The organism is Microbacterium sp. SW12 (assembly GCF_055391095.1).
On sequence record NZ_AP024335.1, the window covers coordinates 840,430 to 865,041 of the forward strand.

Annotated in this window: 36 protein-coding genes and 1 tRNA gene; 36 read left to right on the forward strand and 1 reads right to left on the reverse strand. The window is 65.1% G+C overall.

The window, feature by feature from the left end; translation table 11 throughout:
* Positions 1–29 precede the first annotated feature (29 nt).
* From MICSW_RS04090 to thrB, 7 genes are all read left to right on the forward strand, one after another.
* Positions 30–965 (forward strand): nucleoside hydrolase, encoded by a 936-nt coding sequence (locus tag MICSW_RS04090; RefSeq protein WP_292733101.1) that lies wholly within the window; start codon positions 30–32, stop codon positions 963–965.
* Positions 966–1,029: 64 nt separating this feature from the next.
* Entirely contained in the window at positions 1,030–1,770 is a 741-nt protein-coding gene (locus MICSW_RS04095; RefSeq protein WP_464496816.1) for a GntR family transcriptional regulator, read from the forward strand.
* Positions 1,770–2,783: an adenosine deaminase gene (add, locus tag MICSW_RS04100; protein ID WP_464496817.1), complete on the forward strand. Its 1,014-nt coding sequence runs from the start codon at positions 1,770–1,772 to the stop codon at positions 2,781–2,783. The genes MICSW_RS04095 and add overlap by 1 nt, the downstream gene beginning before the upstream one ends.
* Positions 2,784–2,920: 137 nt before the next feature.
* Positions 2,921–4,348, forward strand: a complete 1,428-nt coding sequence (lysA, locus tag MICSW_RS04105; RefSeq protein ID WP_464496818.1) for a diaminopimelate decarboxylase — start codon at positions 2,921–2,923, stop codon at positions 4,346–4,348.
* Complete coding sequence (locus MICSW_RS04110) at positions 4,345–5,682, forward strand: homoserine dehydrogenase (protein ID WP_228177645.1); 1,338 nt, start codon at positions 4,345–4,347, stop codon at positions 5,680–5,682. The genes lysA and MICSW_RS04110 overlap by 4 nt, the downstream gene beginning before the upstream one ends.
* 1 nt (position 5,683) lies before the next feature.
* Positions 5,684–6,772, forward strand: coding sequence for a threonine synthase (thrC, locus tag MICSW_RS04115; protein ID WP_228177646.1), 1,089 nt, complete (start codon positions 5,684–5,686; stop codon positions 6,770–6,772).
* Complete coding sequence (thrB, locus tag MICSW_RS04120; protein ID WP_464496819.1) at positions 6,769–7,707, forward strand: homoserine kinase; 939 nt, start codon at positions 6,769–6,771, stop codon at positions 7,705–7,707. The genes thrC and thrB overlap by 4 nt, the downstream gene beginning before the upstream one ends.
* Here the strand turns inward: thrB and MICSW_RS04125 are convergent.
* On the reverse strand, positions 7,667–7,993 hold the full coding sequence (locus MICSW_RS04125) for a helix-turn-helix transcriptional regulator (protein ID WP_464496820.1): 327 nt from the start codon (positions 7,991–7,993) through the stop codon (positions 7,667–7,669). The two genes, thrB and MICSW_RS04125, sit on opposite strands and share 41 nt — an antisense overlap.
* Before the next feature lie 103 nt (positions 7,994–8,096).
* Here MICSW_RS04125 and MICSW_RS04130 point away from each other — a divergent pair, with 103 nt between their 5' ends.
* The 29 genes from MICSW_RS04130 to MICSW_RS04270 all read left to right on the forward strand — a co-directional run bounded on the left by MICSW_RS04130 (position 8,097) and on the right by MICSW_RS04270 (position 24,461).
* Positions 8,097–8,288, forward strand: coding sequence for a helix-turn-helix domain-containing protein (locus tag MICSW_RS04130; protein ID WP_464496821.1), 192 nt, complete (start codon positions 8,097–8,099; stop codon positions 8,286–8,288).
* Positions 8,285–8,617 carry a hypothetical protein gene (locus MICSW_RS04135; RefSeq protein WP_464496822.1) on the forward strand — a complete coding sequence of 111 codons (333 nt, stop codon included), beginning with the start codon at positions 8,285–8,287 and terminating at the stop codon, positions 8,615–8,617. Before MICSW_RS04130 ends, MICSW_RS04135 begins: the two co-directional genes overlap by 4 nt.
* A complete protein-coding gene (locus MICSW_RS04140) occupies positions 8,614–9,069 on the forward strand; it encodes an HNH endonuclease (RefSeq protein WP_464496823.1) in 456 nt (151 codons plus the stop codon). Before MICSW_RS04135 ends, MICSW_RS04140 begins: the two co-directional genes overlap by 4 nt.
* Entirely contained in the window at positions 9,066–9,377 is a 312-nt protein-coding gene (locus tag MICSW_RS04145) for a hypothetical protein (RefSeq protein ID WP_464496824.1), read from the forward strand. Before MICSW_RS04140 ends, MICSW_RS04145 begins: the two co-directional genes overlap by 4 nt.
* 102 nt (positions 9,378–9,479) lie before the next feature.
* Positions 9,480–10,325, forward strand: coding sequence for a bactofilin family protein (locus MICSW_RS04150; protein ID WP_464496825.1), 846 nt, complete (start codon positions 9,480–9,482; stop codon positions 10,323–10,325).
* Positions 10,322–10,732 (forward strand): hypothetical protein, encoded by a 411-nt coding sequence (locus tag MICSW_RS04155; RefSeq protein ID WP_464496826.1) that lies wholly within the window; start codon positions 10,322–10,324, stop codon positions 10,730–10,732. Before MICSW_RS04150 ends, MICSW_RS04155 begins: the two co-directional genes overlap by 4 nt.
* Complete coding sequence (locus MICSW_RS04160; protein ID WP_464496827.1) at positions 10,729–11,610, forward strand: hypothetical protein; 882 nt, start codon at positions 10,729–10,731, stop codon at positions 11,608–11,610. The genes MICSW_RS04155 and MICSW_RS04160 overlap by 4 nt, the downstream gene beginning before the upstream one ends.
* A 26-nt stretch (positions 11,611–11,636) precedes the next feature.
* Entirely contained in the window at positions 11,637–11,930 is a 294-nt protein-coding gene (locus tag MICSW_RS04165; RefSeq protein ID WP_464496828.1) for a hypothetical protein, read from the forward strand.
* 289 nt (positions 11,931–12,219) lie between these two features.
* Positions 12,220–13,158 (forward strand): YqaJ viral recombinase family nuclease, encoded by a 939-nt coding sequence (locus MICSW_RS04170; RefSeq protein WP_464496829.1) that lies wholly within the window; start codon positions 12,220–12,222, stop codon positions 13,156–13,158.
* Positions 13,155–13,979: a recombinase RecT gene (locus MICSW_RS04175; protein ID WP_464496830.1), complete on the forward strand. Its 825-nt coding sequence runs from the start codon at positions 13,155–13,157 to the stop codon at positions 13,977–13,979. Before MICSW_RS04170 ends, MICSW_RS04175 begins: the two co-directional genes overlap by 4 nt.
* A 43-nt stretch (positions 13,980–14,022) precedes the next feature.
* Positions 14,023–14,256, forward strand: coding sequence for a hypothetical protein (locus MICSW_RS04180; protein WP_464496831.1), 234 nt, complete (start codon positions 14,023–14,025; stop codon positions 14,254–14,256).
* On the forward strand, positions 14,253–14,555 hold the full coding sequence (locus MICSW_RS04185; protein ID WP_464496834.1) for a hypothetical protein: 303 nt from the start codon (positions 14,253–14,255) through the stop codon (positions 14,553–14,555). The genes MICSW_RS04180 and MICSW_RS04185 overlap by 4 nt, the downstream gene beginning before the upstream one ends.
* Positions 14,552–15,802 carry a DNA cytosine methyltransferase gene (locus tag MICSW_RS04190; RefSeq protein ID WP_464496839.1) on the forward strand — a complete coding sequence of 417 codons (1,251 nt, stop codon included), beginning with the start codon at positions 14,552–14,554 and terminating at the stop codon, positions 15,800–15,802. Before MICSW_RS04185 ends, MICSW_RS04190 begins: the two co-directional genes overlap by 4 nt.
* Positions 15,803–15,816: 14 nt before the next feature.
* A complete protein-coding gene (locus tag MICSW_RS04195; protein WP_464496843.1) occupies positions 15,817–16,224 on the forward strand; it encodes an HNH endonuclease in 408 nt (135 codons plus the stop codon).
* The gene (locus MICSW_RS04200; RefSeq protein WP_464496845.1) at positions 16,224–16,943 is read left to right on the forward strand and encodes a hypothetical protein; all 720 of its coding nucleotides are present in this window, start codon (positions 16,224–16,226) and stop codon (positions 16,941–16,943) included. Before MICSW_RS04195 ends, MICSW_RS04200 begins: the two co-directional genes overlap by 1 nt.
* Entirely contained in the window at positions 16,940–17,212 is a 273-nt protein-coding gene (locus MICSW_RS04205; protein WP_228176796.1) for a hypothetical protein, read from the forward strand. Before MICSW_RS04200 ends, MICSW_RS04205 begins: the two co-directional genes overlap by 4 nt.
* Before the next feature lie 187 nt (positions 17,213–17,399).
* Positions 17,400–17,987: a hypothetical protein gene (locus tag MICSW_RS04210; protein ID WP_464496852.1), complete on the forward strand. Its 588-nt coding sequence runs from the start codon at positions 17,400–17,402 to the stop codon at positions 17,985–17,987.
* 40 nt (positions 17,988–18,027) lie between these two features.
* Positions 18,028–18,435 (forward strand): hypothetical protein, encoded by a 408-nt coding sequence (locus MICSW_RS04215; RefSeq protein ID WP_464496856.1) that lies wholly within the window; start codon positions 18,028–18,030, stop codon positions 18,433–18,435.
* Positions 18,432–18,692 carry a hypothetical protein gene (locus tag MICSW_RS04220; protein ID WP_464496860.1) on the forward strand — a complete coding sequence of 87 codons (261 nt, stop codon included), beginning with the start codon at positions 18,432–18,434 and terminating at the stop codon, positions 18,690–18,692. The genes MICSW_RS04215 and MICSW_RS04220 overlap by 4 nt, the downstream gene beginning before the upstream one ends.
* Positions 18,689–18,871, forward strand: a complete 183-nt coding sequence (locus tag MICSW_RS04225) for a hypothetical protein (RefSeq protein ID WP_464496864.1) — start codon at positions 18,689–18,691, stop codon at positions 18,869–18,871. Before MICSW_RS04220 ends, MICSW_RS04225 begins: the two co-directional genes overlap by 4 nt.
* Before the next feature lie 42 nt (positions 18,872–18,913).
* Positions 18,914–19,213: a hypothetical protein gene (locus MICSW_RS04230; protein WP_464496868.1), complete on the forward strand. Its 300-nt coding sequence runs from the start codon at positions 18,914–18,916 to the stop codon at positions 19,211–19,213.
* Positions 19,214–19,678: 465 nt separating this feature from the next.
* The gene (locus MICSW_RS04235) at positions 19,679–20,194 is read left to right on the forward strand and encodes a GIY-YIG nuclease family protein (RefSeq protein ID WP_464496872.1); all 516 of its coding nucleotides are present in this window, start codon (positions 19,679–19,681) and stop codon (positions 20,192–20,194) included.
* Between the two features lie 307 nt (positions 20,195–20,501).
* Positions 20,502–20,573: transfer RNA gene (locus MICSW_RS04240), tRNA-Trp, on the forward strand.
* Between the two features lie 320 nt (positions 20,574–20,893).
* Positions 20,894–21,061 (forward strand): hypothetical protein, encoded by a 168-nt coding sequence (locus MICSW_RS04245; RefSeq protein ID WP_464496876.1) that lies wholly within the window; start codon positions 20,894–20,896, stop codon positions 21,059–21,061.
* Positions 21,062–21,145: 84 nt separating this feature from the next.
* Entirely contained in the window at positions 21,146–21,760 is a 615-nt protein-coding gene (locus tag MICSW_RS04250; RefSeq protein ID WP_464496879.1) for an NUMOD4 motif-containing HNH endonuclease, read from the forward strand.
* Between the two features lie 127 nt (positions 21,761–21,887).
* The gene (locus MICSW_RS04255) at positions 21,888–22,187 is read left to right on the forward strand and encodes a hypothetical protein (RefSeq protein WP_464496883.1); all 300 of its coding nucleotides are present in this window, start codon (positions 21,888–21,890) and stop codon (positions 22,185–22,187) included.
* Entirely contained in the window at positions 22,169–22,453 is a 285-nt protein-coding gene (locus MICSW_RS04260) for a hypothetical protein (RefSeq protein WP_464496886.1), read from the forward strand. Before MICSW_RS04255 ends, MICSW_RS04260 begins: the two co-directional genes overlap by 19 nt.
* Positions 22,454–22,531: 78 nt before the next feature.
* Positions 22,532–22,969, forward strand: a complete 438-nt coding sequence (locus tag MICSW_RS04265) for a transposase (RefSeq protein ID WP_464496891.1) — start codon at positions 22,532–22,534, stop codon at positions 22,967–22,969.
* A gap of 64 nt (positions 22,970–23,033) precedes the next feature.
* Positions 23,034–24,461, forward strand: coding sequence for a hypothetical protein (locus MICSW_RS04270; protein ID WP_464496895.1), 1,428 nt, complete (start codon positions 23,034–23,036; stop codon positions 24,459–24,461).
* Positions 24,462–24,612 lie beyond the last annotated feature (151 nt).

Here is a 24,612-nt window from a genome sequence, read left to right on the forward strand (position 1 = left end):
GTGGTGCCAACACCGGAAGAGAGTGCTCCATGACAGTTCGAATGATCATCGACACCGACACTGCGCAGGATGATGCGTTCGCGCTCTTGATCGGGCTGCGTCATCCCGCCGCACAGCTGGAGGCCGTCACGATCAATTACGGCAACGTCGCGTTCGACCAGATGGTCGAGAACGCGCTGTACACGATCGAGGTCGCAGGGCGCGGCGGGCAGGTGCCCGTCTACGAAGGGGCCAGGCTTCCGCTGCTGGCACCGTTCGACGACTCGTCGTACGTCCACGGGACTGACGGCTTCGGCGGTGCGGGATTCCCCCGCGCACGTCAACGCGCCGAGACCGAGAACGCCGTGGTCGCGCTCCTTCGCCTCGTCGCGGCCAATCCGGGTGAATTCACGATCATCGCTCAGGCGCCGCTGACCAACCTGGCCCTGGCAGCCGCGGCCGATCGGTCCTTCGCGGGAAACGTGAAGGAGCTGATCATCATGGGAGGTACCAATAATGCGGCGGGGAACATCACGGCGGCCGCTGAGGCGAACTTTTTCCACGATCCCGAGGCGGCGGCGCTCGTGCTACGGGCGGGTTTTCGCACGACACTCGTGCCGTGGGATCTGGTGATGCGCCAGGGGGTGTTCGACCTCGAGAAGCTGTCACAGATCGAAGCGCTGGACACGCCAGCCTCCCGGTTCTTCGTACGAGCGAACCGTGGCACTCTCGCATACAACAAGAAGGCACACGGCATGGACGGAAGCACCCACCCCGATTCCATCGCTGCCGCCATTGCCGTGGAGCCCCGGATCGTGACCAAGGCGAGCGACTACTATGTGGACGTCGAGACCGCGCGCGGCATCGCAACCGGTTACTGCCTGGTCGACTCGGTCCGTCGATCTGGTCGCGAGCCGAATGCGCGCGTGATCGAGGAGATCGACGAAGATCTGTTCTTCCAGACCATGCTTGGCGTCCTCTCGTGAGCGTCCGGCCCTGGCGGGGAGAAGGATTGTGATCGCCCAAACGCTCGCGAAGAGAGATCGCCGCATGCCGCTCGAGCCGTTGTCCCTCACCGTCGGTCAACCTCTTCGTGTCGCGGTGTACAACAGCATTTCCCGAGCGATCCGCAACGGGACATACCCCCTCGGATCGGTGTTGCCCAGCGATGCAGAGTTCTGTGCAGCTCTCGGCGTAAGCCGGCCGGTCGTACGCGAAGCGATGCTGCTCCTCGAAGAAGACCGCTTGATATCGACGCGTCGGGGGATCGGCCGTTTCGTGAGCGATGCGATTCCCAGGATCGGCTTCGAGCGCGTGCGCGGACTCGAGCTTCTTCTCAGCGAATCCGTCGGTGCGATCACGGTGGGCCGGGTCAGCCATGAAGTTCAGCCGGCGTCTGATTTGCTTTCTCAGGCCCTCGCGCTCGATCCATCCGCCGCGGTGTGGACCTGGGAGTCGGTGTTGCGGCGCACCGGAACAGAGCTCGCACTCACGTTCGAGGCGGTTCCCGCAGCAGGTTCTGCCTTCTCGGATCCCGCGACAGACTCCATGCCCGAAGCCACCGCGTTGACGCGGCTCCTCGCATCCGTCGACCCGTCCTACGTATCGAGCACCTGCGATGTTTCCGTGGGCGTCCTCGGCGATCACCGTGCCGATGCGCTCGGCGTCGACCCCGATATGAGCGCGCTGATCCTCACGCAGCGTGTTTCCTACCGCGGCGCGGCAGTCCTTTTTGCCAAGAGTGTCGTCCTGCCTGAGGCCGGCACCATCTCGCTCCAGCAGAGTGCGTGATGGCGGCTGGGGCGCCCCTGCTGATCAACCTGCACTCGCACCTCGAGGGGCGGGTGCGGCCGAGCACGGCAGCAGAGATCGCGCGAGAGCTCGGGATGCCGGATGCCGACAGGGACTGGGAGGCGGCGCTGCAGCTGGATCGCCCCGCAGACCTCACGACCTACCTCGTGAAGGTCGTTGCGACCTTTCCGTTCTTCGCGCGTCTCGACCTGCTGGAGCGGATCACGCGGGAAGCCGTCGAGGACGCCGCCGCCGACGGTGAGGATCACCTCGAGCTGCGGTTCGGCCCCGCCTCTCACGCCTCGACGCTGGCAGAGCTGGATGCCGTGATCGCGGCGATGTGTGGGGGAATTGCGGCAGGCATTGCAGACACCGGGATCTCCGCCGGTGTCGTCGTCGCGGCGCTGCGCAGCGACTCCACCGAGGTGAACGAGGCGGTGGCCAGGGCCGCAGCTCGCGCGGCCGGGACGGGCGTGGTCGGATTCGATCTTGCCGGAGACGAGATGCTCTTCCCCGATCTCGCGCGGTATCGGGACGCCTTCGCCATCGCGCGCAGCGCGGGCCTGGGCATCACGTGCCACGCCGCCGAGGCGGCATCCGGGCGCGCAGCTCAGCAGGCCGTCGAGCTCCTCGGCGCTACCCGCATCGGCCACGGAGCGCGCATCGCGGAGGAGCCGGACCTCATCGGCTGGTTCATCGAGCGCGACATCGCGATCGAGGTGTGCCCGACCTCGAACGTCTACACCGGTGCTGTTTCGGCCATGACGTCCCATCCTGCGGCGCGATTCGCCCGCGCCGGTGCCCGCGTCGTGCTTGGAGATGACAATCCGCGCCAGACCGGTTCGCTGCTGTCGAACGAGGTAGCCGTGCTGCGCGGAGACCTCGGGTTCGATGACGCCATGATCGAGGCGCTGGCGCATCACAGCGTTGACGCGGCGTTCGTTCCCGACGGGGTGAGACGGAGCTGGCGCAACCGGCTCGAAACCACGCCGGAACACGGTGCGCAGGCCTGAGCGTGCAGCCAGCGGATTCCCGGGCGAGGATACCCGGTGCCCTAGACTGACCGGAGTGTCTCGGCGCGTGCGCTGACCGCCCGAGACCTGCTCGCGCCGCTCGTTCGGCGCCGAAGACTTCACTGATTGGCTTCTGCGTGTCCGCCCACCCGACTTCCGCCCCGCCCGTGCCGGCGTGGCTGGACGTGCCGTCGGACCCCAACGACCTGGTCGATGGCGTGTGGCCGACGGATGCCGCGCGCGATGCCAGCGGCGAACTGGTCGTCGGGGGAGTGAGGGCGTCAGCGCTTGCCCGGGACTACGGCACGCCGCTCTATGTACTGGACGAGAGCGAGGTGCGCGCTCATGCTTTGCGTGCTCGTGAGGCGTTCTCGTCCGCTGCGGCGCGTCACGGGGTAGCGGCGCGGGTCTATTACGCCGGGAAGGCGTTCTTGAGCACAGAGGTGGTGCGCTGGGTCACCGATGCCGGCCTCGCTGTCGACGTCGCCAGCGGTGGTGAACTCGCCGTCGCCGTGGCAGCAGGTGCCGACCCGGCCCGGATCGGAGTGCACGGCAACAACAAGAGTGTCGCCGAGCTCGAGCAGGCGGTCGCCATCCGTGTCGGCTCGATCGTCGTCGACAGCTTCCAGGAGATCGAGCGTCTCGCTGCCGTCGCGGAAGCTGCCGGCGTCGTGCAACCCGTGCTCATTCGTGTCAATAGCGGTGTCCACGCCGAAACCCACGACTTCCTTGCCACAGCGCACGAGGACCAGAAGTTCGGGTTCACTCTCGCCGACGCAGCTCTGGCGGCGGCGCGGGTGCGTGAGATCGCCGGGCTGCGGCTGATCGGTCTGCACTGCCACATCGGTTCACAGATCTTCGGTACCGCCGGTTTCGCCGAGTCGGCAGCCCGCATCGTGGGGCTTTACGCAGATCTGCAGGGTGGTACGGATGCAGCCGAAGACCTCCGGGTCCTGAACCTCGGCGGCGGCTTTGGCATCGCCTACACCCGTGCCGATGCCCCCACGACGATCGAGGTTCTCGCCGACGGGATCGCCGACGCCGTGGCCGCCGAGTGCGCCGCGCGCGGCATCCGGATGCCGAATCTCGCCTTCGAACCGGGCCGCGCGATCGTCGGGCAGGCGGGGGTCACCCTCTACACCGTCGGGACGACCAAGGCAGTCGCTCTCGAGGACGGGCTCGAGCGTCTGTACGTGAGCGTGGACGGCGGAATGAGCGACAACGCGAGGCCGGCGCTCTACGGCGCTCAGTACAGCGCGCGCCTGGCGTCCCGGGTCAGCGACGCGGCGCCCCAGCTGGTCCGCGTCGTCGGCAAACACTGCGAGTCCGGTGACATCGTCGTGGATGCCGAATACCTCCCCGCCGATGTGGCGCCCGGGGACCTCCTGGCCGTCCCCGCCACCGGCGCGTATTGCTTTTCGCTGGCCAGCAACTACAACTACCTCCCGCGTCCAGCCGTCGTGGCGGTTCGTGCCGGACGCTCCCGCGTGATCGTGCGCGGTGAGACCATCGATGACCTGCTGGCGCGTGACGCCGGCATCCTCCCGACCGAAAGGACGGCATGACCGACTATCGCCGCCTCCGCGTCGCGCTGCTGGGCGCCGGGGCCGTCGGCTCCCAGGTCGCCGCGCTGCTGCGTCAGCACGCCGACGAACTGGCAGACCGCGCCGGAGCCCGCCTCGAACTCGTGGGCATCGCCGTGCGCAATCCGGATGCGCCGCGCGACGCCGACCTGCCGCGCGAGTTGTTCACGACGGATGCCGAGACCCTCATCCTCGGTGCCGACATCGTCATCGAACTGATGGGCGGGATCGAGCCTGCCCGCACGAACCTGCTGCAGGCAATCGGTTCGGGCGCAGATGTCGTGACCGCCAACAAGGCGCTGCTTGCCACGCACGGCCCGGAGATCTTCGAGGCCGCCGACCAGGTCGGCGCGCAGGTCTACTACGAGGCTGCAGCGGCGGGCGCGATTCCCATCATCCGGCCCCTGCGCGATTCGCTCGCCGGCGACCGGGTGCAGCGCATCATGGGCATCGTCAACGGCACGACCAACTACATCCTCGACCGGATGGACACCGAGGGCGCCGATTTCGGTGAGGTCCTCGCGCAGGCGCAGGCGCTCGGGTACGCCGAGGCTGATCCGACGGCGGATGTCGAGGGTTACGACGCCGCGCAGAAGGCCGCGATCCTCGCGAGCCTCGCCTTCCACACGTCGGTGCCGCTGGAGGCCGTTCACCGCGAGGGCATCACCGCGATCGACAAGCCGATGATGGATGCCGCACGCAAGGCGGGTTACGTCATCAAGCTCCTCGCCGTCTGTGAGCGGGTCGCGAACGGCTCCGGGGACGCCATCTCGGTGCGCGTCTACCCGGCCCTCGTGCCTCGCGAGCACCCGCTCGCGAGCGTCCACGGTGCGAACAACGCGGTCTTCGTGCAGGCCGAGGCCGCCGGGAACCTGATGTTCTACGGTGCCGGAGCGGGCGGCGTGCAGACGGCATCCGCGGTGCTCGGCGACGTTGTCTCGGCAGCGCGCCGCCACATTGCCGGCGGCGTGGGTGTCGGCGAGTCGACCCGCGCGAACCTGCCGATCCTGCCGATTGGGCACGTGACTACCCAGTATCAGATCACCCTCGAGGTCACCGACGAGCCCGGTGTTCTGGCGACAGTGGCCGGCATCCTCAGCGAGGGCCGCGTCTCGATCGCGACTGTCGAGCAGTCGGTGGCTGACGCGTCAGCCGACCCGCTCGCGCGCGTCGCCGCCGACCCGACGGGCGTTGCCCGCCTCGTGATCGGTACCCACAAGGCATTGGAACAGGATCTCAGCGAGACGGTCGAGCGCCTTGCTGACAGTGACGTCGTGGACCGGGTCGTTTCGGTCCTGCGAGTAGAAGGAGATTGACGTGGCACACGTGTGGCGCGGAGTCATGAACGAGTACGCCGATCGCCTGGGGGTGACGGCGGAGTCGACGGTCGTCTCGCTCGGCGAGGGCGGCACGCCCCTCGTCCCGGCCCCGGCGCTCTCGAAGCGCACGGGAGCCCAGGTCTGGGTGAAGTTCGAGGGTATGAACCCGACCGGCTCCTTCAAGGACCGCGGGATGACCGTGGCCCTCTCTCGAGCCGTCGAGCACGGCGCCAAGGCCGTCATCTGCGCCTCGACGGGCAACACCTCGGCATCCGCTGCCGCCTACGCTGCCCACGCCGGGATCACGGCGGCAGTACTGGTACCCGAGGGCAAGATCGCCATGGGCAAGCTCAGCCAGGCTGTTGCGCACAACGGTCAGCTCATCCAGATCCGCGGCAACTTCGATGACTGCCTCGAGATCGCACGCGAACTCGCCGACAACTATCCGGTTCACCTCGTGAACTCGGTCAACCCCGACCGCATCGAGGGGCAGAAGACTGCTGCCTACGAGATCGTCGAGGTCCTCGGCGATGCGCCTGACTTCCACTTCATCCCGGTCGGCAACGCCGGCAACTACACCGCCTACTCTCGCGGGTACCGCGAGGAGGCCGAACGTGGTGTCGCCACGCGCGTTCCTCGGATGTTCGGTTTCCAGGCAGAGGGAAGTGCTCCGCTCGTGCGCGGTGAAGTCGTCAAGAACCCGGAGACGATCGCCACCGCCATCCGGATCGGAAACCCGGCATCGTGGGAGCTCGCACTCGAGGCGCGCGCGGCAACCGATGGCTGGTTCGGCGCGATCGATGACGAGCGGATCCTTGCCGCGCAGAAGATCCTCGCCGGTGAGGTCGGCGTCTTCGTCGAGCCGGCCTCCGCGATCAGCGTTGCGGGCTTGCTCGACCGTGCCGAGGCGGGAGTGATTCCGACGGGGTCCACTGTCGTGCTCACCGTCACCGGTCACGGACTCAAGGACCCGCAGTGGGCTCTGCGTAATGCTGACGGCACGGAAGCCCGGCCGACTGTCGTGGACGCGACCACCTCTGAGGTGGCCTCGGTGCTGGGGCTCGCGCGCGCAGGGGCAACCGCGTGAACGCAGCCCGGGTTGCCGAACGGTCGGTCGTGGTGCGCGTGCCCGCGACCAGTGCGAACCTGGGTCCCGGATTCGACACACTGGGGCTCGCGCTCAGTCTCTACGATGACCTGGTCGTGACCTCGCTTCGGGAGCCGGGCCTGGACATCCAGGCCCAAGGCGAAGGCGCCGACGAGATTCCCCGCGACGAGTCCAACCTTCTGGTGCGGGCAATGGCCTACGCCTTCGAAGCCGTCGACCGCCCCATGCCCGGCCTGCGTCTGCGGGCGCGCAACACGATCCCGCACGGCCGCGGCCTCGGATCTTCGGGTGCGGCAGTCGTGGCGGGCATCCTGGCCGTCAAGGGACTGCTGGAAGGCGATGTCGAGATCGGGCCCGACACGATGCTGCGCCTGGCAACAGAACTCGAGGGGCATCCCGACAACGTCGCACCCGCGCTGTTCGGCGGTCTCACGATCGCGTGGATGGACGAGGCGATGCCGCAGCACAAGAAGCTGCTGGTGCATCGCGGCGTTTCGCCCGTGGTGTTCGTTCCGAGCTTCACGATGTCAACGAGCGTTGCCCGCAGTCTCCAACCCCTGCAAGTGCCACGAGAAGATGCAGTCTTCAATCTCTCACGGTCGGCGCTGCTGATCGCGGCTCTCACGCAGAGCCCCGAGCTGCTGCTTGCCGCCACAGAAGACAAGCTGCACCAGAACTACCGCGCGCAGGCGATGCCCGAAACCGACCGGTTGGTGCGAACGCTGCGTGAGCACGGCTTCGCTGCCGTCGTCTCGGGGGCAGGCCCGAGTGTGCTGGTCTTGGCCGACGGGCCGGGTCGTCGCCTCGAGGCTGCAGCCGTCGCCGAACAGGTCACGGGCACCCCGTGGGAGGCTCACATGCTGGCCGTCGACGTCAAGGGTGGTACAGTGAAGTCTCTCCTGCCGGGCTCTTAGATCCGGCACTCAGACCCTCGCCCGGACCAGGGCGGGGGTCTTCTGTTTGCCCGGTCCTGAGCCATTCGACGTCGACGTCGCAGGCGACGGCCCATGCGTTGATGACGAGCTTTCCGGGGATGGTGACGCCCCGTTCGTAGTTGCTCACTGTGGATCGGCCGACGCCGAGTTCGCGTGCGAGGTCGGCCTGTTCGAGGCCGCGCCATTCGCGTGCGATGCGGAGGCGGTTCTGGAGCGTGGAGGGTGGAACCTTTGCGCCGCGGTCGAGGCTGATAACAATCGTCATATGTCCAAGTTAGGACTGCCCTCCGAAACTGTCAAGATCACCGAAAGTGAACAAAGCCCAAACTTGGGCTTGACATATGTCCAGATTGAGGCATGATGGACATATGCCCAACATGGACACAGACACCGAAGTCACAGCGGCTGAAGCCGCCGCGATCCTCGGCAAGGACCGCAGACAGGTAACCCGACTTGTCAAACGTGGAACCCTCACACCATCTCGGAAGCTCCCTGGATACACGGGCGCCTACCTGTTCTGGCGCTCCGACGTCACCGCGATCAGCGAGCGTGCGTCATGACCACGGTTCCCCCGATGGTTTACCCGGGTTCCCCGAATGTCCGTTCCACGGACCCGATCGAGTCGCATGAGGCGGCGGACAGGACGGATGTTGCGGGTTCGCAGCAGGAAGTCCTCCGCATCCTCCAGGGGGCGGGGCGCCCGTTGGGTGACGGGGAAATCTACCGGACCCACATCCTGAACCCTGGCCCTCTCGACGTGGTGTGGTCTGAGGCAAGGTTGCGTACCGCCCGCCACGAACTCGTCGAAGCGGGCATGGTCGTGGACGCCGGTGTCGGGGTCACTCGTGCTGGGCGTCGGTGCCGGGTATGGGCGGCGGTGTCGGCATGACCGCAGCCAAGCCCATAGAGATCGGATTTATCAGCGCCGAAGCGTTTGCCACGCGCGTCGTGCCGGACCCGGCGACCGGATGCCACAACTGGAGAGGAAAGACTCGCCACGACGGCTACGGCGTCGTGGTACGCAATCGATCCTCGCGCCAGGCTCACCGAGTCGCCCTCATCCTCGCTGGCATCGACCTGCCAGTCGATGCGGTCGTGGACCATCTGTGCCGAAACCGCCGATGTGTGAATCCCGCTCACCTCGATGTGACGACGAGCCGAACGAACACCGAGCGGGGTATCAGTCCGATCGGTGCGTATCTCCGAGCTCACGCTAGCGGTCGCTGCATCAACGGGCACGACCTCGCGATCGTCGGCTTTCACAGGGCCGGCCGTACGAAGACATGCGCGCAGTGCGGTCGGGATCGAGTCGCCGCCTACAAGGCTCGGAGGGCGTCATGATCACCATCCGTTGGTGCGCCGGGGCACTGTTCTTCCTGGCCCTGGTCCCCGCGTTCCTGGGTGTCCGTGACTGGTTCCTCGCCGCGTTCATGTTCGCCGCGTTTGTGGTGGCGTTCACACCGTGGCACCGGCTGATCGCTGACCTGCCGGCGGGGCACCCGGATTCGGTGAGCCGCCTCGACCATCTCGACGGTGTATTCATCCACGACCACCGCTGCATCTCCCTGACCGGACCCGAGTGGGCGGACGTGTGCGACTGCCGCACGCTTCGGCTCATTGACGAGCACCAACGGCAGGCCGACTCATGATCGCCGTCTTCCTGGTCGCCGCGCTTATCGCGCTGGTGGTTTTCACTTCCCCATCTGATCCTCCGCGGCACCGCCGCTAACTCCGCACGAAAGGGCACAGACATGACGGAGCAAAGTTACGAGTTCACCGGGCTCGAAAAGGTCAACATCCACGGGTACACGGTGCGGCAGATCCGCGCGACCCGCGACATCCCCCGACACGGCATCCGAAAGGGCGATCTCGGTGGATGGATCGAGTCGTCCGAGCTGACCAACGGCAACGCCCGGGTCTCCGGCGACGCCTGGGTCTACGGCGACGCCCAGGTCTACGGCAACGCCCTGGTCTACGGCAACGCCCGGGTCTCCGGCAACGCCCGGGTCTACGGCAACGCCCGGGTCTACGGCAACGCCTGGGTCTCCGGCGACGCCCGGGTCTACGGCAACGCCTGGGTCTCCGGCGACGCCCGGGTCTACGGCAACGCCCTGGTCTACGGCAACGCCCGGGTCTACGGCAACGCCCGGGTCTACGGCGACGCCCGGGTCTCCGGCGACGCCCGGGTCTCCGGCGACGCCCGGGTCTCCGGCGACGCCCGGGTCTACGGCAACGCCCGGGTCTACGGCGACGCCCGGGTCTACGGCAACGCCCGGGTCTCCGGCGACGCCCGGGTCTCCGGCGACGCCCGGGTCTACGGCAACGCCCAGGTTGAGAAGACGTGGCACTACATCGCTGTCGGCCCGATCGGGTCGGAAGGTGTCGTTGCGACGGTGTTCCGCACCGAGAACGGGAAGCACATCCTCGCGGTGGGGTGTTGGACGGGGACGCTCGGGACGCTGATGGCGGAGGTCAAGCGACGCCGGGAGTCGTGGCGGGCGGATGAGCTTACGCAGGGCTTGTGGATGGAGCAGTACCGGGCGTTGAAGCGTCTGGGGAACGCCACGGTCGCGCGTTGGGCGGAGGTGTCGAAGTGACGGAGCAAACAACATCCAGGATGTACCTCGGCAGGTTCGATGGTGACGCCATGGTCGACGTCACACATTTCACGTCACGAGACGACCGGTGCGTCCCCCCGAGCATTGTCGATCTGGTCGCCGCCGACCCTACCCGGAACTCGTACACGGACTGGGACGGGGGCGTGTGGTTTCCCCTCACCGAGGGGCGTGTGACGGAGCAGCGCGCGGATATGGGTGGCGCGTGTTGTTGGTGTGAGTTCCCGCAGGCGCGGCAGAAGTATCTTCCGGTGCCGGCGTCGAAGGCTGTTGGTGGTGTGCATGTGCGTCCGTTGCGGCGTGATCCGCAGTTCTGGGCGATGGTCGCTGTGACCGGGCTCGTGGCTGTGGTGTGTGTGCTGCTCATCGTTTCGGCGGTGACGGCATGAACGACTTCACAGCATCCAACGGCATCGGCGTGGAGATCAACGACGAGGAGCAGATCGTCTTCGCTGTAGGCAATCGTCCTATCACTCCGATATGGACCAATTCAAGTGAACTCAAAGCCCTCCGGGAGTTCTTTCGGGCTGAGGAGGACGAACGCCTCGGACGGTGGAGGTGGCCCGAGAACCCGGAATATGTGGTTTATCGAGCCGACGACGATGCGCGGGTTCTTCACGAGCCAAGCGGGCAAGTATGGGTGATAACTCGACGTGCGGTGAATGGTGCGATTTACGGTGGCATCCAAGATTGGCACCGAGCCGCTCGGGCGTTCTTCGATGCTCACCCGGAGCCGCTGGATATGCCCGACGGCATCTACATGGTCAACAAGACCTTCCATCCCTACGAGCGACTCGTGCAGCGGCGACGGGGCGAGTGGCTCCACCTCTACCGGGGTTATGCGCCACAGCACGAGACGCACACCGCCGAACAGGTCGCCCGCATCGCGGCGAAAGAGGGCCGTCTGACTCCGCTCGTTCAGGTTCCTGAGCCTGACACGACTGGGGGGTGCGTCATGACCGCAGCGAAGTACCTGCAGACGGGTGACTGGGTGACACACCCGGCATCGGGCAGCATCATGGTCGTCACGGCACCACCGGAACCGCTCGGGCAGCGGAGCCTTCTACTCACAGTGTGGACGGTGGGTTCAGGCGATCAGGCCCGGTACACCGTCGATCAGGACGAGGACTATACGGTCCTCGGGTCGGATGAGTTGCGGTCTCGGCGTATTGCGGAGCAGGGCGTGCAGCTCGCGTTGGGGCGGGAACTGTTGGCGTCGCAGCGGATCGTTGCCGCTATCGACACACACCTGGCGGTGACCCCGTGAGCGTTGATGGACCAAAGAGCGCGCGCATGGCAAAGCTGCGGATCGTTCAGGATGCGTCTACGCCGCTGAGCGTGGAGGAGCTTCAAGAGCGCGGGAACAAGCTAGTTACGGATGCCAGACGGGCTGCTCTCCGCGCTATCGCGCTATCGATGCAGCCGGAGTATGTCGAGCGGGAGCACAGCGTACAGCGGCGCGATCTGATCCGGTGGCGGCGGAACGCGGCGGAGGCGCGCGATGAGTGGCAGAAGGTCGTGGACGCGACGACGGAGCTACTAGCAGAAATCGATCGTACGTCGCAGAAGCTGGCAGATCCATCATGATCCCCCGGACGGTTCAGGCTGACCGGCTCACGATGTCGGTTGAGGAACGCGCCGAGTACGAGGAGTGGCGTGAAGCCCGCCCCCCGTACCGGGATGGTTCCGCGCAGCAGCGGGCGTTCGTAGCGGGGATGCGCGCGCAACGTCGTGTCGATGCGGCGGAGAAGATCAACGACCAATGCGCCGAATGCGGCGAGGTCGACGATATGCGGGTCATCGGGGATACCGGGGACTCGATCGAGCTCCGGTGCCCCCACTGTGCCGCATCGACTTACGTACCGAGGGGGCGGTCATGACACCGTTCGTGAAGGTCGAGGTGACGCCGGATACCCCGGCTTGGGAGCAGGAACGCCGTAACAGTGTGGGCGCGTCCGAGGTTGCCGCGGTGATGGGTCTCTCTGCGTACGGTGTGACCCCGCTGGACGTGTACAAGCACAAGCTCGGTGTGGATCGGCATTTCGATCCGATCCTGGCGTGGGTGGGGCACCAGTCCGAACCGATCATGGAGGCGTGGCTGCGGGAGTTCTCGGGCCTGGATTTGAACATCCGCCCCGGGTTCATGGCCCGCTCGGTGGAGCACCCGTACCTGCATGCGTCGTTTGATCGGGTGAACGAGGCACCGTTCTTCCCCATCCAAATGAAAACCGCTGGGCAGTGGGTCGGGCATCACTGGGATGAGGGTATCCCCACAGACATCCGCGTCCAGGTCCAAGCCGAAATGGCTGTGTCCGGCACGCCACGCGCATTGGTGGTCGTGTGGATCGGTGGCCGGGAGTTCCGGCACTTCTGGGAACCCCGAGACGACCGGTTCATCCGCGAACACCTCATCCCCACCCTCCAGCGGTTCTGGGACGGGAACGTGCGGGCGAAGGTCGAACCTCCCGTGTCAACGCTCGCCGAGGTCAACGCGATCGTCACGGACGGGACGGAGATCGAACTGTCCGAGCAGGCGTTCGACACTCTCGAGCGGATCACGGTCCTCAACAGCGACATTCAAGCGCAGACCGACGAGCGGGACGCCCTCAAGGTCGTGCTCGCGCAGTACGTCGGCGCAGCAGACACCCTCACCCATGACGGCGTGAAGGTCGCCACATGGCGGCAGCAGAAGGGCCGCGCCGGGTTCGATCAGAAAGCGTTCCGGGAGGCGTACCCGGATCTCGCGCAACAGTTCACGACGGTAGGGCAGCCATTCCGTGTGCTGCGCCGCACAAAGACCAAGGAGCAGTCATGACCGACCTCAGTAACGCGGCTGTTGCCGCGCAGGAACGCCAGGGCAAAACACCGACGGTCATGGACCTGGTGCACCGTCAGCAGTCCGCTATCGAAGCGCAACTCGCCGGCACGCTCAACTCAGGCGCGTTCGTCCGCGCGGCGATCAGCGAGATAAAGAAGTCCGAGTACCTGCAGCAGGCGACAGCGGATTCGGTGCTCGGGTCGATCATGCTCGCCGCCCAGTTGAAGCTTGAGATCGGTTCAGCGCTGGGGCACTTCTGGCTCACCCCCCGCCGCGAGCACGGCACATGGGTGTGTGTCCCGATCGTCGGGTATCAGGGCCTCATCGAGCTCGCGTACCGTTCCGGCCGGGTTCTCCGCGTGGAGACGTTCTTGGTCCGTGAGGGCGACTACTTCGAGTACGGGGCGAACAGTGAACGGGGCCGGTTCTTCGACTGGAAACCCGCCGACCGGGAATCAACCCGCCCGTGGACTGACGCGGTGGTGACGGCTCAGATCAGTGGTGGCGGGGTGGTGTGGGAAACCCTCCCGAAAGAGAAGATCCTCGCCCGCCGCCCGGATAAGTGGGATCGGGGGCCGTGGAAGACGCATGAGGAGGAGATGGCCCGCAAGACCTTGGTCCGTGAGGTGTCCCCGTACCTCCCGAAGTCGACAGAGTTCGGTCTCGCGATCCAGGTGATGCGGCAGGTCGAAGACGAAGGCCAGGTTGTCCGATCCATCGAAGGTGTTCAGGGGCTAGTCGTCGGTGATGCTGTCGAGCCCGGTGTTGGGGATCCGCTCGGAAGGACAGCGGAAGAGATCGCTGAGGACCAGCGGTGAGCGGTTGCCGGTTCCGCGCCGACATCGAACGGATGGAGAGGTCATGAGGTTCCCGTTGCGTTACGGGGTTGGTGTCCTCGATTCCGGCCGGTGGGTTGAGGCCGGTGAGGATTCCACACCCGAGGGGGCGATGCAGGCCGCTGCGGTCCTGCGGGCCGATGGTAAGCACGCGCGGGCTTTCGATTGGTCTGTGGCTCCTGCGGGGTTGATGCTCGACCCGCAACCCGGAGACGACGAGTACGCCGCCGACATCACACGGATGGAGCAGGGAACATGAGCGATTACACGGATACGAACGTGCCCGGGGTGCAGGTCAAGGTATCCATCGACTGGGGTCAACTCGGGCGGCACATCGCTGACGCCGACTCGGAGGAGCAGGCCGTGTTCCTTGAGGGCTGGGCTGAACAGATGGGGACGTGGAAGCCGGGCATGGCGGAGATGCAGTGCGCTTATGTGGGTGAGAAGGTGGCCGACCCGGAGTGGGAGATGTCCCGGGATCACATCGTGACGTTGCTGTCGAACCTGCTGGCGTTCATTGATCCCGAATCTCGTGAGCGGATGGAGCAGGGAACGTGACCCCGCAGATGACGGCGGTTGACGCGTTCGCTGGTGTCGGATGGGGCGTCGCGTGCGAACGCCTCGGGATACGCGAGTACGGAGCAGACAACGCGGCATCCGTCATACGAACACGGTCAGCGAACGGCATGCGCACGATCTACCGCGACGTGTGGGCTGGACTCTTCGAACCATCGCTGGTCCCACCGCACCGGATGCAGATCGCGTCCCCGCCGTGCCAGACGTTCAGCATGGCCGGTGGCGGTGAGGGACGACAGGCGCTCGATGACGTGCTCACAGCGATCGATGACGAGTCGTGGAAGTCTCCGGCTGCGCTGCACGCGCTCGGGGAAAGGATGGATCCGCGCACGGCTCTCGTGTTGACGCCGCTCGCGCACATCTGGGCGCACCGCCCAGAGCTCGTGGCGTTGGAGCAGGTTCCCCCGGTACTGCCGATCTGGCGTCGCATCGCTCAGGTGCTCCGCACGCTCGGTTACTCCGCATGGTCTGGGATCTTGCACGCGGAGCAGTACGGGGTGCCGCAGACCAGGGACAGGGCTATCCTCATGGCTCGTCTCGACGGCCCAGTGAAGCCGCCAACGCCGACGCATTCGCGCTACTACACGGCGCAGCCGAAGCGACTGGACCCGGGCGTTGAGAAGTGGGTTTCGATGGCCGAAGCCCTCGGCTGGGGAATGACCGAGCGTCCGTATCCGACGATCGCCACAGCGCGAGAGACGGGCGGGCCGGACAAAGAGAAGGTCGGAGGGTCGGCTGCGCGGGCAGCGATCTATGCAGAGCAGGAAGCCGGACGCTGGGTCGCTCACAAGGTCATGGGTTCCGGGATGGTTGAAAGTCACGGCGAGCGGCCGGATCGTTCTCTCGATCAGCCATCCTTCACCGTTCGTGCAAACGCCGGAGGTAGCGCCCCGGGTGGTTTCGTCTGGGCTGAGAAGTGGCCATTCGAACGGCCCGCGACGACGGTTGTCGGATCGTTCAGCCCGGACGTGATCGCTGCTCCGGGTCATCGTGACCGAGAGACTTCGCGGCAGGACGCGCCCGGTTCGGTGCGTGTGACGTTTGAGGAGGCCGCAGCACTCCAGTCGTTCCCACCCGACTTCGTATGGAAGGGCACGAAGACCGCGCGATTCCAGATCGTCGGGAACGCGGTCCCGCCGCTGATGGCTGAGGCAATCCTGCGTTCACTGCTGGCTCCGGCCGAGAAGCGGGATGCGTGGAGCGAGATATTCGCGGAGGTGGCTGGGTGAATAAGCGTAGGGGTGTGAATCACCCACCCCGGGTGGTGAAGGACGCCGTGATTCAACGTGACGGTGGCTTCTGCATCCTCGCGCTCAACCGGTGCCAGGGCGAAGCAACCACCACGGACCACCGGGCGAACCGGCAAGCGGGCGGCAGCCGCCTACTCAACCATCCCGGGGTGCTGGTCGCCGCGTGTCAGCGGTGCAACGGCGACAAGGCCGACGCGCACGCGATCGTCCTGTTCGAGCTCGAGCAGCGCGGCTTGTACGTGCGACCCGCGGCGACGCACGCGAAAACCCTCGAACGTGCACTGTCGACGCCTGTCCAGGATCTCGCCGGGGACTGGTGGATGCTGCTGTCCTCCCGGGAACGCCGACCGGCGACGGATGCGGAGATCGCACGGCATCTCGAATGGGTGGGGGTCCGCTGATGGTGTGGTTCAACGTGGACGACGGGTTCTGGTCGCACCCGAAGGTGCTCGAGCTCGACGCGCCCGCCGTCGCCCTGTGGGTGCGCGCTGGATCGTACTGCGCGAAGCACCTCACAGACGGGAAGGTCACCCATCGCACTCTGAGGATTCTCGACGGCGACCACGACGCGGCGACGGCTCTCGTGCTGGCTGGCCTGTGGGTGTTCGATGACAGCGAGAACTGCTGGTGGTTCCATGACTGGTCGAGGTATCAGCGCACCCGTGAGCAGGTTGAGGCGGAGCGCGCGGCGACTCGTGAACGGGTCGCGAAACACCGGGAGAAACAGCGTACTAACGATGTTGGTAACGCGGTTACTAACGGTGGCGGTACACCTGCCCAGTCCAGTCCAGTCCAAACCAATGACTTCTACTCACTTTCTAAGAGTCAGTCCAGTAGTAACCGCGCGCGAGTTTCGACCGACGCGATCGATGTGCCGGAGATGACACGGAAGCTCGCCGCACGGCAAGGGGTCACGTCGCTGCGGGGCGTGGTCGATGCGATCCTCCGCCACACGGGGCTGATGGTGAACTCTGCGGGGGCGTTGCAGGTGTCCCTGTCGATCCTGGAACGGGCGAAGAAACCGCCGACGTCGGGGCAACGGTATGTGACTGAGGCGATCCGGCAGTCACCGGCAGAGGTGGCGCAGTTCATTCATGAGCACGCATTGGAGGTCGCGTGATGGAAACGATGAATGTCACGGTCCCTGCGGGGGTGTGGGGGCGGCTCGCGTCGGAGGCTGATAACCGTGGCGTGACGGTCGAGGACATCCTCGTCGCAGCGATCAACCATGTGATCCGCCCGCAGGGCCGTAGGGAGATGATTCTCGCATTTGTCAGGGCGGGGTTCACGGACGCTCAGGTCGCCGCGCATACCGGGGAACTGGTCGGGTTCGTGGCGCAGGTTCGTCGTGACGCCGGGTTGAAAGCAGTGAGGGGTAGCCGTGGGTGAGATCGAGGTGGAACGGTTCTGCGCCCGTGGTTGCACCCGGGAGGACGGGTCTGGTCTGGTGGCGCGTCACGGGGCGTATTGTGCGCGCTGTCACGGGAGGATCCGTACGGCGTTGCTGATATCTGGTGAGCTCGCCGGTCACCTTCTGCATCACGGTGTTGTGATGCGGCCGGCGGAGGCTGAGCGGGTGGATTCGTCGTCGGAGGCGCCTGTCCCGTTCAATGCTGCGGCGTTTGATGATGTGAATGAGTTGTATTCGTTGCTGGTGTATTGGGTGACGGTGTGGGCTGGGACGCTGCGTCAACCGGTGCCGGGGGTTGCTGGGCGGGCGTGGCGGTCGGACACGGGCCGGATCATCGGCCTGCCCCGATCAACGTCACCAGTGGATGGGCAACGGCTTGTGTCGGGGTTGGCGGGGTGGCTGGGTGACCGGCTCGACGCGATCCTGTCCGCTGACCGGCCGGATGATGTGGATGCGATGTCTGACGCTGTGCGGGATGTGTGGCGGATGAACGCCCGCTGGCCTCGCATCGAACGACCGTCGTTCTCGGCTATGCCGTGTCCGAGGCAGGATTGCGGCGCCCGCCTGGCCGTGTACCCGCCCGCGTTTGAGGGGGATGACAGGCGTGTGGTGTGCACCGCCGGGCACTGGTATCCGGAGGAAGAGTACGAGCATCTGATCCGGGTGTTTGAGCAGGTAGCTCGGGAGGAAGCGAAGACAGCGCGGGTCGCGAAACGTCTCGCGAAGAGATACGGGATCGGAGCAACGACATGACCAAGCACACCAACCAACCGAACCGTACCCAGGAGGAATCATGAGCTACGCCTGCCCCGGATGCCAAGCCAACGGCATGGCTGACGACTGCTTCCACGACGAGAAGATGTGGGCTCTTGCCGAAGCCCTGTCGGTGGGCCTTCCAGGTGGCCCAGCCAAGTGGGGAACGCCCGTCGACCGTGCGTGGGCTTTCATCGACGACGCCGAGGCGCTCGTCGGATCTGTGGGCAATCCGCCGTATCGGGTCGGCATGTTCCATCCCGCAGGCCGTCAGAGTCCGACCACTGTCGGCGTGGTGAACGGACGCTACCTGTTCACCGTCGATGAGGAAGCCGAGTTCATTGTCGACGTGCTCGCCGAGGACGGGCGCAACCAGCTTCTCGACCTCCTGACCGGAATTGAAAGCCAACTCCCTGCCCAAGAGAACCGTACCCAGGAGGAGAAATGACAACAGTCGCAGAGCTGATACCCGGAGACGTCATCGACGGGCCGCTCGGGATCTTGTCAGCGACGTTCGTGTCTGCCGCCCCGCATCCAATCTACGAGGGGCTGCAACTGGTCACTTGGCGGATGTCGGACGGCGAGTGGTCACATGATGCGCTGCGGCCCGAGCAGTACGTCGGTGAGGCACGCCCCTCGGATGCAGAGACCCGGGAGTCAGCTCTGCGACGCGCGTTGCTCGAATCGGAAGGACCGGGAGCATGAGCGAAGACGAGCTGTTCCTACAGCGGAGAACCATTCACTACGTCGAGTTCGGAGGAATCGGAGGCGACATTGCCGCAATCACGATAACGACTGAGGCGTGGCGCGATCTCGGATCACCGGAAACCGTGAAGGTGACCGTAGCTCCCGAATCGGCGGATCGGTGGTCTGACGATGGATGAGCTATTGACGTTTACAAAACATCAACCGAACCGGAGTGAGACATGAGCAACACTGACCTGATCCGTCACCTGCGGGCCGAGCACGCTAAGCATTTTGACGCCCTGGGTGACCTGCTGTTCGATGCCGCTCGTGCGCTAGAAGCCGCTGAAGCCGACCGGACCTATCGCCTGAGAACGAGCTCGCGGACGATGACGGTAGTCGTTGAGAACGAGGTCTTCGTGACATTGCTGGACGGTGGACGCCCGGCGTTCTGGGAGATTCGAGAAGGCCGACCGGTGATGCTGTCCTACGCGGTGACAGCCGCGGGGCGCGAGCCGAAACCGGAAGGACAGGGAGCATGAGCGCAGCAGAGAACTACCAGAGAGGCCGACACCGCCGCACCGACCCCGCGTGCCACTACCACCGCGAGCCACGAAACCGGTTCGAGCGGTGGCGATACAACCGCGCTCGGGGGCGATCGTGCGAACTATGCATCCGCATCCGAGAGCTTGCCGAACATCCATTCTGGAGGCGCAACGGATGGCGCACCTGGCGTGATGAGAAACCGGGTGATCCGTCATGAGGGACCGGTGCTATCGGCGTGGTTGGCCGCACGGCGAAGAGCAGGACGGCGACAACCCGTGCGTGTGCGGCGAGCCCGCGTTCCACAGGGGCCTGCACGTCTGCGACGACTGCGGCGCGAAATGGGCAGGCGGTCGTGCCGCCAGTCCGGGTGATCGGGAGCGCCGCGACACGCCGTAGCGGCGAAGATACTTGACAAAGGAAGGCCGCAAGTCGATGTCTGACCCTAGTAGAAGGATTATGTGATGGTGGAGCTAACCTGCACGAATACAGACGAAGCGGGCAGAGAATGCGCTCGTGCAGTTGTCCCGAGCTCGCCCGTCTCGATGTGTCAGATGCACATTCTCCTCGCGGCGCACTTCGCGATGGAGATGGGAGGTTTTGGGACGGGGATAGTTGCGGCCGGTGGAAAGAAGTCGGGTGCTCGGCTGAAGTACGGCAGGCCGAGCGTTGTCTACTACGTGCAGCAGGACACTCGCATCAAGATCGGGACGACAACCGATCTACCCACAAGAATGCAGTCGATACCGCATGACGCTCTCCTGGCCGTAGAACCAGGCGGGAACGCGCTGGAACGCAACAGGCACCGTGAATTCGCAGAGTTCCGTGTCAATGGTGAGTGGTTCGAGGGAAGCCATCGTTTGCTATCCCATGTGAGCCAGACGCGCAGGAAGTACGGAGAGCCGATGAGGGCATGGGAGCAGGTAGCGCGACACGCCGCCGCGAAGATACTTGACACGGGACAAATTCGCATACTCTAGGGTTGTCCGAAGGTCGCGCCCGCCAGGGGTTGCGGCCTTCACCCGTTCTTCCCGGGTGTGCGTGTGCCCCGCACCCCGGGAACACTTCCCCCTCCCGGCTAGTCGCCTGACACGCGGCCCGTGCTGGTTGAGGGTATCCGTCCCAAGGTTGGGGCGGTCATCGGTACCACCCGAGCAAGTCGGGTACGGGCCAACTCTGGCGTACCCCTAGCCACAGGCTTACAGGTCGCCGTGTACTGCCGGTGGATGCAAGCTTCCGGCCATCACAATTGCACATGACGGAGCCACTTCGGGTGAGGCCGTCCGGGTGCCCCTAGCTCAGCGGTAGAGCGCTGGTCTCCAAAACCAGGCGTGCGAGGTTCGACTCCTCGGGGGTATGCAATGCGGAGCCTGCTGTCAAAACGGCGGGGAAGTTGCGACCTCCGCAGAAGACCCCCGGGTAGCAAGGCGGACTACATAGCCGCGAAGCGTAATGCCTGTGACTGGCCTGGAGCCCGGGGGCAAGTTGTCCCGCCGCCACACGCTGACACCTACATCACGTTCGAGCTGTTGATGAGCGGCGGGACACCACACCCCACGGGAGTCGGTCATGTTCCGCAGGTTCGGTGTACTCGTGGTGACGCTGCTGGTGATCGCGTTCGCCCCGTACCGGGTGCAGCACCGCATGTTCATGTGGCATGTCAACAGGAACCACCGCTGATGGTCCGCGACATCCCGAAGACCACAGACGCGATGCTCGACCACAGCGGCGCACAGTCGAAAGACAAGGGCGACGCGCTCGACGCGATCGGCCGGTTCCTCCTCGAGCACCCCGAGTACGACAACGACGAACACCTGGTAGAGGCAAGGATCTCGTTGCTCAGCTAAGACGAAAGACGGCCCCGAAACGAGTGCGCTAACACTCGCCGGGGCCTAACCCGCAATCAAGGTCTATTTGATTGGAGAGCTGCGATGCAGTCTACTGAAGTCGCCACCGAGACTTGGCTTCCCATTCCCGGATTCGAGGGATCCTACGAAGTTAGCGATTACGGTGGCGTCCGCTCCCTTGATCGAACGATTCAGAGATCCGATGGCCTAATCGTCCGGCTCGAAGGGCGCAGGCTGGCAATCCATATCCATAATGGTTACCCGACGATACGCCTCACCCATGGCAATCGCCGACTCACATTCGGCGTACATCGTTTGGTCCTGTTGGCTTTCGTTGGTCCTAGCCCGGATGGGATGGAGGCCTGCCATAACGACGGAGACCGGTCGAACAACGTGCTGAGCAACTTGCGCTGGGACAGCAGGTCAGAGAACAACAAAGACCGCATCCGTCATGGAACAGACTTCTCCCGCAACAAGACCACTTGTCCGCGCGGACACCGGCTCGAGTCGCCCAACCTCATCGAGGATCTATTCCGCAGGACCGGATATCGCTCGTGTCGAGCATGCAACCTAGCGCTACAGCACGGCAAGTATCGGGGTGAACCATTTGACCCGGCCGTCGCAGACGCAAAATACTCGCTGATCATTGCTGGGGCGAACCCGATTCGACCGAAGCGTAAGAGGGCGGCATTGCTGTGAGGGACATCGAACACCTCGTTACCCAGCAAGCCGACCCGCGCATGTTCGAATGCCCGACCTGCGAGTCTCAGTACACGTCGAGGCTCGCCGCAGCCGAGTGCTGCGACCCCGCATGGGAAGACAGCTGATGGCCGACGCGAAGTACGGTCACGACCATCAGAAGCTCAGAGCCGAGTGGAAACGGAAGGTCGACGCCGGCGGCGTACACTGCGCCGCAGAGTTGCACGGTCATCCGTGCGTCATGCCAGAGACGATCATCCATCCCGGAAGCAAGTGGGCACTCGGGCACTACGACGAACACATCGACCCGGAGCAGGTCATGCCACCAGCGCCCGAGCACTTCAGGTGCAATGCGAAGGCACCATCTCTCTGGAAGCAAAGGGCACTCGCGCCCAAGGAGGAGTACGGATGGTTCCCGGCCGCGTGACGCTCGACACCACGAACCCTGACCTGCACAGTCTCGCGTTGACCATCGGATTCACCCGCGACCTCATCGAACGAGACGCACCCACACAGGAGTGGGAAGCCCTCACCCACACACTGGTCGAAGAACACACACCAGAACAACTCGCGAACATGCTCACCGGAGCAGCCACCATCATCGCCCGCATCGGCATCACCACAGACACCAGCATCCGACACGGCGAACAAGCCCGACACAACCTCACCCACAACCGAGGCCGGATTCTTTAGCCAACACCCACCCCGCAAGACCCGCGAGTCATCTAGATCTCTCCCCGGGGTTTTTCCACGTGCAGGGAGGTGGTCGTGATGGCGTCTTCGACTGCTGAGCTCCGCGCGGTGGGCGCGCCGCGATCCGCGAAATCTGGCGGGCGAGCGGCTTACTCTGAGGCGTTTCGGCGTGATGCGGTGGAGAAGGTTCGGGCTGCAAAGTCGGTGTCGCAAGTTGCAAAGGCGTTGGGGGTGTCGCGACCCACGTTGTCGAGGTGGGTTGCTGAGGCTGATCCGCCACCGTTGTCGTTGGTCGAGGCGGTTCAGTCGGGTGACCGTAAGGCGTATCTGGTGGCGATGCGGAATCAGCTTGCGGAGAAGATTGCCGCGGGTATGGCACCGCGTGATCTGCCTCCGAATGTGCGCTTGTTGAACGAGACGATGCGCGAGCTTGAGGAGATCGAGACGCGCGAGGCTGAGGAGTCGGCTGATGCCGCAAGCGCGCCAGACGAAGCCTGGGACGAAGACGACATCTAGGTCGGTGGCGCGTCGGGTGCCGCCGAAGCGCCGGAAGCTGTCGGAAGTTGCCAAGCATCTTGTCTTGCCGTCTGGCATCGTGTCGACGGGATACCCAGCCGTCGCGGCGCAGTGCGCGAAGATGGGCGTTGAGCACGACGACTGGCAGCAGGGTCTTGGTCGTGCGATTCTCGCGAAGCGTGAGACTGGGCTGTACGCGGCCGGTATCGGTGGTGTGCTGATCTCGATCTGCCGTCAGGTTGGGAAGACGTTCACGATCGGCACGATTGTGTTCGCGTTGTGCATCCTGTTTCCCGGGATCAAGGTGCTGTGGACCGCGCACCACTCGGCGACGTCGGATGAGACGTTCGACACGCTCGCGGCGTTGGCGAGGCGGAAGCGGATCCGCCCGTACATCCGGCAGATCCGGGCGGGCAACGGTAAGCAACGGATCCTGTTCACGAACGGGTCACGGATCATGTTCGGCGCCCGTGAACACGGGTTTGGTCGAGGCATCCCGGGCGTCGCGATCGTGGTCTTCGACGAGGCGCAGATCCTCACGTCGAAGGCGCTCGACGACATGGTGCCGGCTGCGAACACGGTCAAGAACCCGCTGGTTGTGTTCATGGGGACGCCGCCGAAGCCGGAGGATCGGGCGGAGTTCTTCAAGACGCGTCGGCGCACGGCGTTGAAGATCAAGGAGCGGCGAGCGGCCGGCGAAACCGTCGCGTCGAACATGCTCTACCTCGAGGTGGGAGCGAACGCGGGCGACGACCCGAATGACCCAGAGGTGCGGGCACGCGCGAACCCGTCCTATCCGCACCGCACGCCGGATGACGCGATCGAGCGGATGCGGGAACTCCTCGGCGATGAGGAGTCCTTCAAACGTGAGGGCCTCGGCATCTGGGACGAGGACTCGGACGGGACTGGCGCGGTCGACCTGGCGCTCTGGAAAGCGCACCGCGGAAAGCTCGTGGCGACGACGGGTCCGGTCGTGCTCGCAGCTGACACCAACCTCGACAGGAAGCTCTCCGCGCTGATGGCTGTCGGTGCTGGCGCTGACGGTGTGCCGCAGCTGCGGGTGGTCGAGTCGAAGGCTGGATCTGCGTGGATGGCGGAACTGGTTGTCCGCGTGTGCCACGAACATCCAGAGGTAGTCGCGATCGTCATCGACGAGAAGAAGTCGACCGAGCCGATGGCGGAAGCTGTCGCTTCGGCGCTCGAGGATGCAGAGCTCGCGGTCGCTGTGGTGCGGACGTCGTATCCGGACATGGCTGAGGCGTGTTCGGTGACGTTCGATCTGATCCATGAGGGTGTGATGCGTCACTCGGGCGATGCGGCGTTGGAAGCCGCGGTGCGGTCGGCCGTGAAGGACGAGCGAGAAGGGTCGTTCACATGGTCGCGGCGGAAAGCTGGCGCGGCCGTGGTGCCGCTCGTGGCGGGGTCGCTCGCTCTGTGGGAGTGGCTGCGGCGTCGAGACGCTGACTACGACGTGATGGATTCGATCGGATAGGTGAGCGTGTGCGGTATCTCCCGGAAGTTCTGCTGATCGTCGGTGTCATCGTGTGCGCTGTCGCCGCGTGGCTCGCGTTCGGTCTTGCAGCAGGGATCGCTGTCATCGGCGTCTCTTGTGTCGGCGTCGCGGTGATTCTGGATCGAGACGG

Excerpts from the sequence above, each read along its gene's own strand:
- MICSW_RS04090 (WP_292733101.1), top strand. The coding sequence starts at position 30 with ATGACAGTTCGAATGATCATCGACACCGACACTGCGCAGGATGATGCG.
- MICSW_RS04095 (WP_464496816.1), top strand. The coding sequence starts at position 1,030 with ATGCCGCTCGAGCCGTTGTCCCTCACCGTCGGTCAACCTCTTCGTGTC.
- add (WP_464496817.1), top strand. The coding sequence starts at position 1,770 with ATGGCGGCTGGGGCGCCCCTGCTGATCAACCTGCACTCGCACCTCGAG.
- MICSW_RS04110 (WP_228177645.1), top strand. The coding sequence starts at position 4,345 with ATGACCGACTATCGCCGCCTCCGCGTCGCGCTGCTGGGCGCCGGGGCC.
- MICSW_RS04125 (WP_464496820.1), bottom strand. The coding sequence starts at position 7,993 with ATGACGATTGTTATCAGCCTCGACCGCGGCGCAAAGGTTCCACCCTCC.
- MICSW_RS04130 (WP_464496821.1), top strand. The coding sequence starts at position 8,097 with ATGCCCAACATGGACACAGACACCGAAGTCACAGCGGCTGAAGCCGCC.
- MICSW_RS04135 (WP_464496822.1), top strand. The coding sequence starts at position 8,285 with ATGACCACGGTTCCCCCGATGGTTTACCCGGGTTCCCCGAATGTCCGT.
- MICSW_RS04140 (WP_464496823.1), top strand. The coding sequence starts at position 8,614 with ATGACCGCAGCCAAGCCCATAGAGATCGGATTTATCAGCGCCGAAGCG.
- MICSW_RS04145 (WP_464496824.1), top strand. The coding sequence starts at position 9,066 with ATGATCACCATCCGTTGGTGCGCCGGGGCACTGTTCTTCCTGGCCCTG.
- MICSW_RS04150 (WP_464496825.1), top strand. The coding sequence starts at position 9,480 with ATGACGGAGCAAAGTTACGAGTTCACCGGGCTCGAAAAGGTCAACATC.
- MICSW_RS04160 (WP_464496827.1), top strand. The coding sequence starts at position 10,729 with ATGAACGACTTCACAGCATCCAACGGCATCGGCGTGGAGATCAACGAC.
- MICSW_RS04165 (WP_464496828.1), top strand. The coding sequence starts at position 11,637 with ATGGCAAAGCTGCGGATCGTTCAGGATGCGTCTACGCCGCTGAGCGTG.
- MICSW_RS04170 (WP_464496829.1), top strand. The coding sequence starts at position 12,220 with ATGACACCGTTCGTGAAGGTCGAGGTGACGCCGGATACCCCGGCTTGG.
- MICSW_RS04175 (WP_464496830.1), top strand. The coding sequence starts at position 13,155 with ATGACCGACCTCAGTAACGCGGCTGTTGCCGCGCAGGAACGCCAGGGC.
- MICSW_RS04180 (WP_464496831.1), top strand. The coding sequence starts at position 14,023 with ATGAGGTTCCCGTTGCGTTACGGGGTTGGTGTCCTCGATTCCGGCCGG.
- MICSW_RS04185 (WP_464496834.1), top strand. The coding sequence starts at position 14,253 with ATGAGCGATTACACGGATACGAACGTGCCCGGGGTGCAGGTCAAGGTA.
- MICSW_RS04200 (WP_464496845.1), top strand. The coding sequence starts at position 16,224 with ATGGTGTGGTTCAACGTGGACGACGGGTTCTGGTCGCACCCGAAGGTG.
- MICSW_RS04215 (WP_464496856.1), top strand. The coding sequence starts at position 18,028 with ATGAGCTACGCCTGCCCCGGATGCCAAGCCAACGGCATGGCTGACGAC.
- MICSW_RS04220 (WP_464496860.1), top strand. The coding sequence starts at position 18,432 with ATGACAACAGTCGCAGAGCTGATACCCGGAGACGTCATCGACGGGCCG.
- MICSW_RS04225 (WP_464496864.1), top strand. The coding sequence starts at position 18,689 with ATGAGCGAAGACGAGCTGTTCCTACAGCGGAGAACCATTCACTACGTC.
- MICSW_RS04230 (WP_464496868.1), top strand. The coding sequence starts at position 18,914 with ATGAGCAACACTGACCTGATCCGTCACCTGCGGGCCGAGCACGCTAAG.
- MICSW_RS04235 (WP_464496872.1), top strand. The coding sequence starts at position 19,679 with ATGGTGGAGCTAACCTGCACGAATACAGACGAAGCGGGCAGAGAATGC.
- MICSW_RS04245 (WP_464496876.1), top strand. The coding sequence starts at position 20,894 with ATGGTCCGCGACATCCCGAAGACCACAGACGCGATGCTCGACCACAGC.
- MICSW_RS04250 (WP_464496879.1), top strand. The coding sequence starts at position 21,146 with ATGCAGTCTACTGAAGTCGCCACCGAGACTTGGCTTCCCATTCCCGGA.
- MICSW_RS04255 (WP_464496883.1), top strand. The coding sequence starts at position 21,888 with ATGGCCGACGCGAAGTACGGTCACGACCATCAGAAGCTCAGAGCCGAG.
- MICSW_RS04260 (WP_464496886.1), top strand. The coding sequence starts at position 22,169 with ATGGTTCCCGGCCGCGTGACGCTCGACACCACGAACCCTGACCTGCAC.
- MICSW_RS04265 (WP_464496891.1), top strand. The coding sequence starts at position 22,532 with ATGGCGTCTTCGACTGCTGAGCTCCGCGCGGTGGGCGCGCCGCGATCC.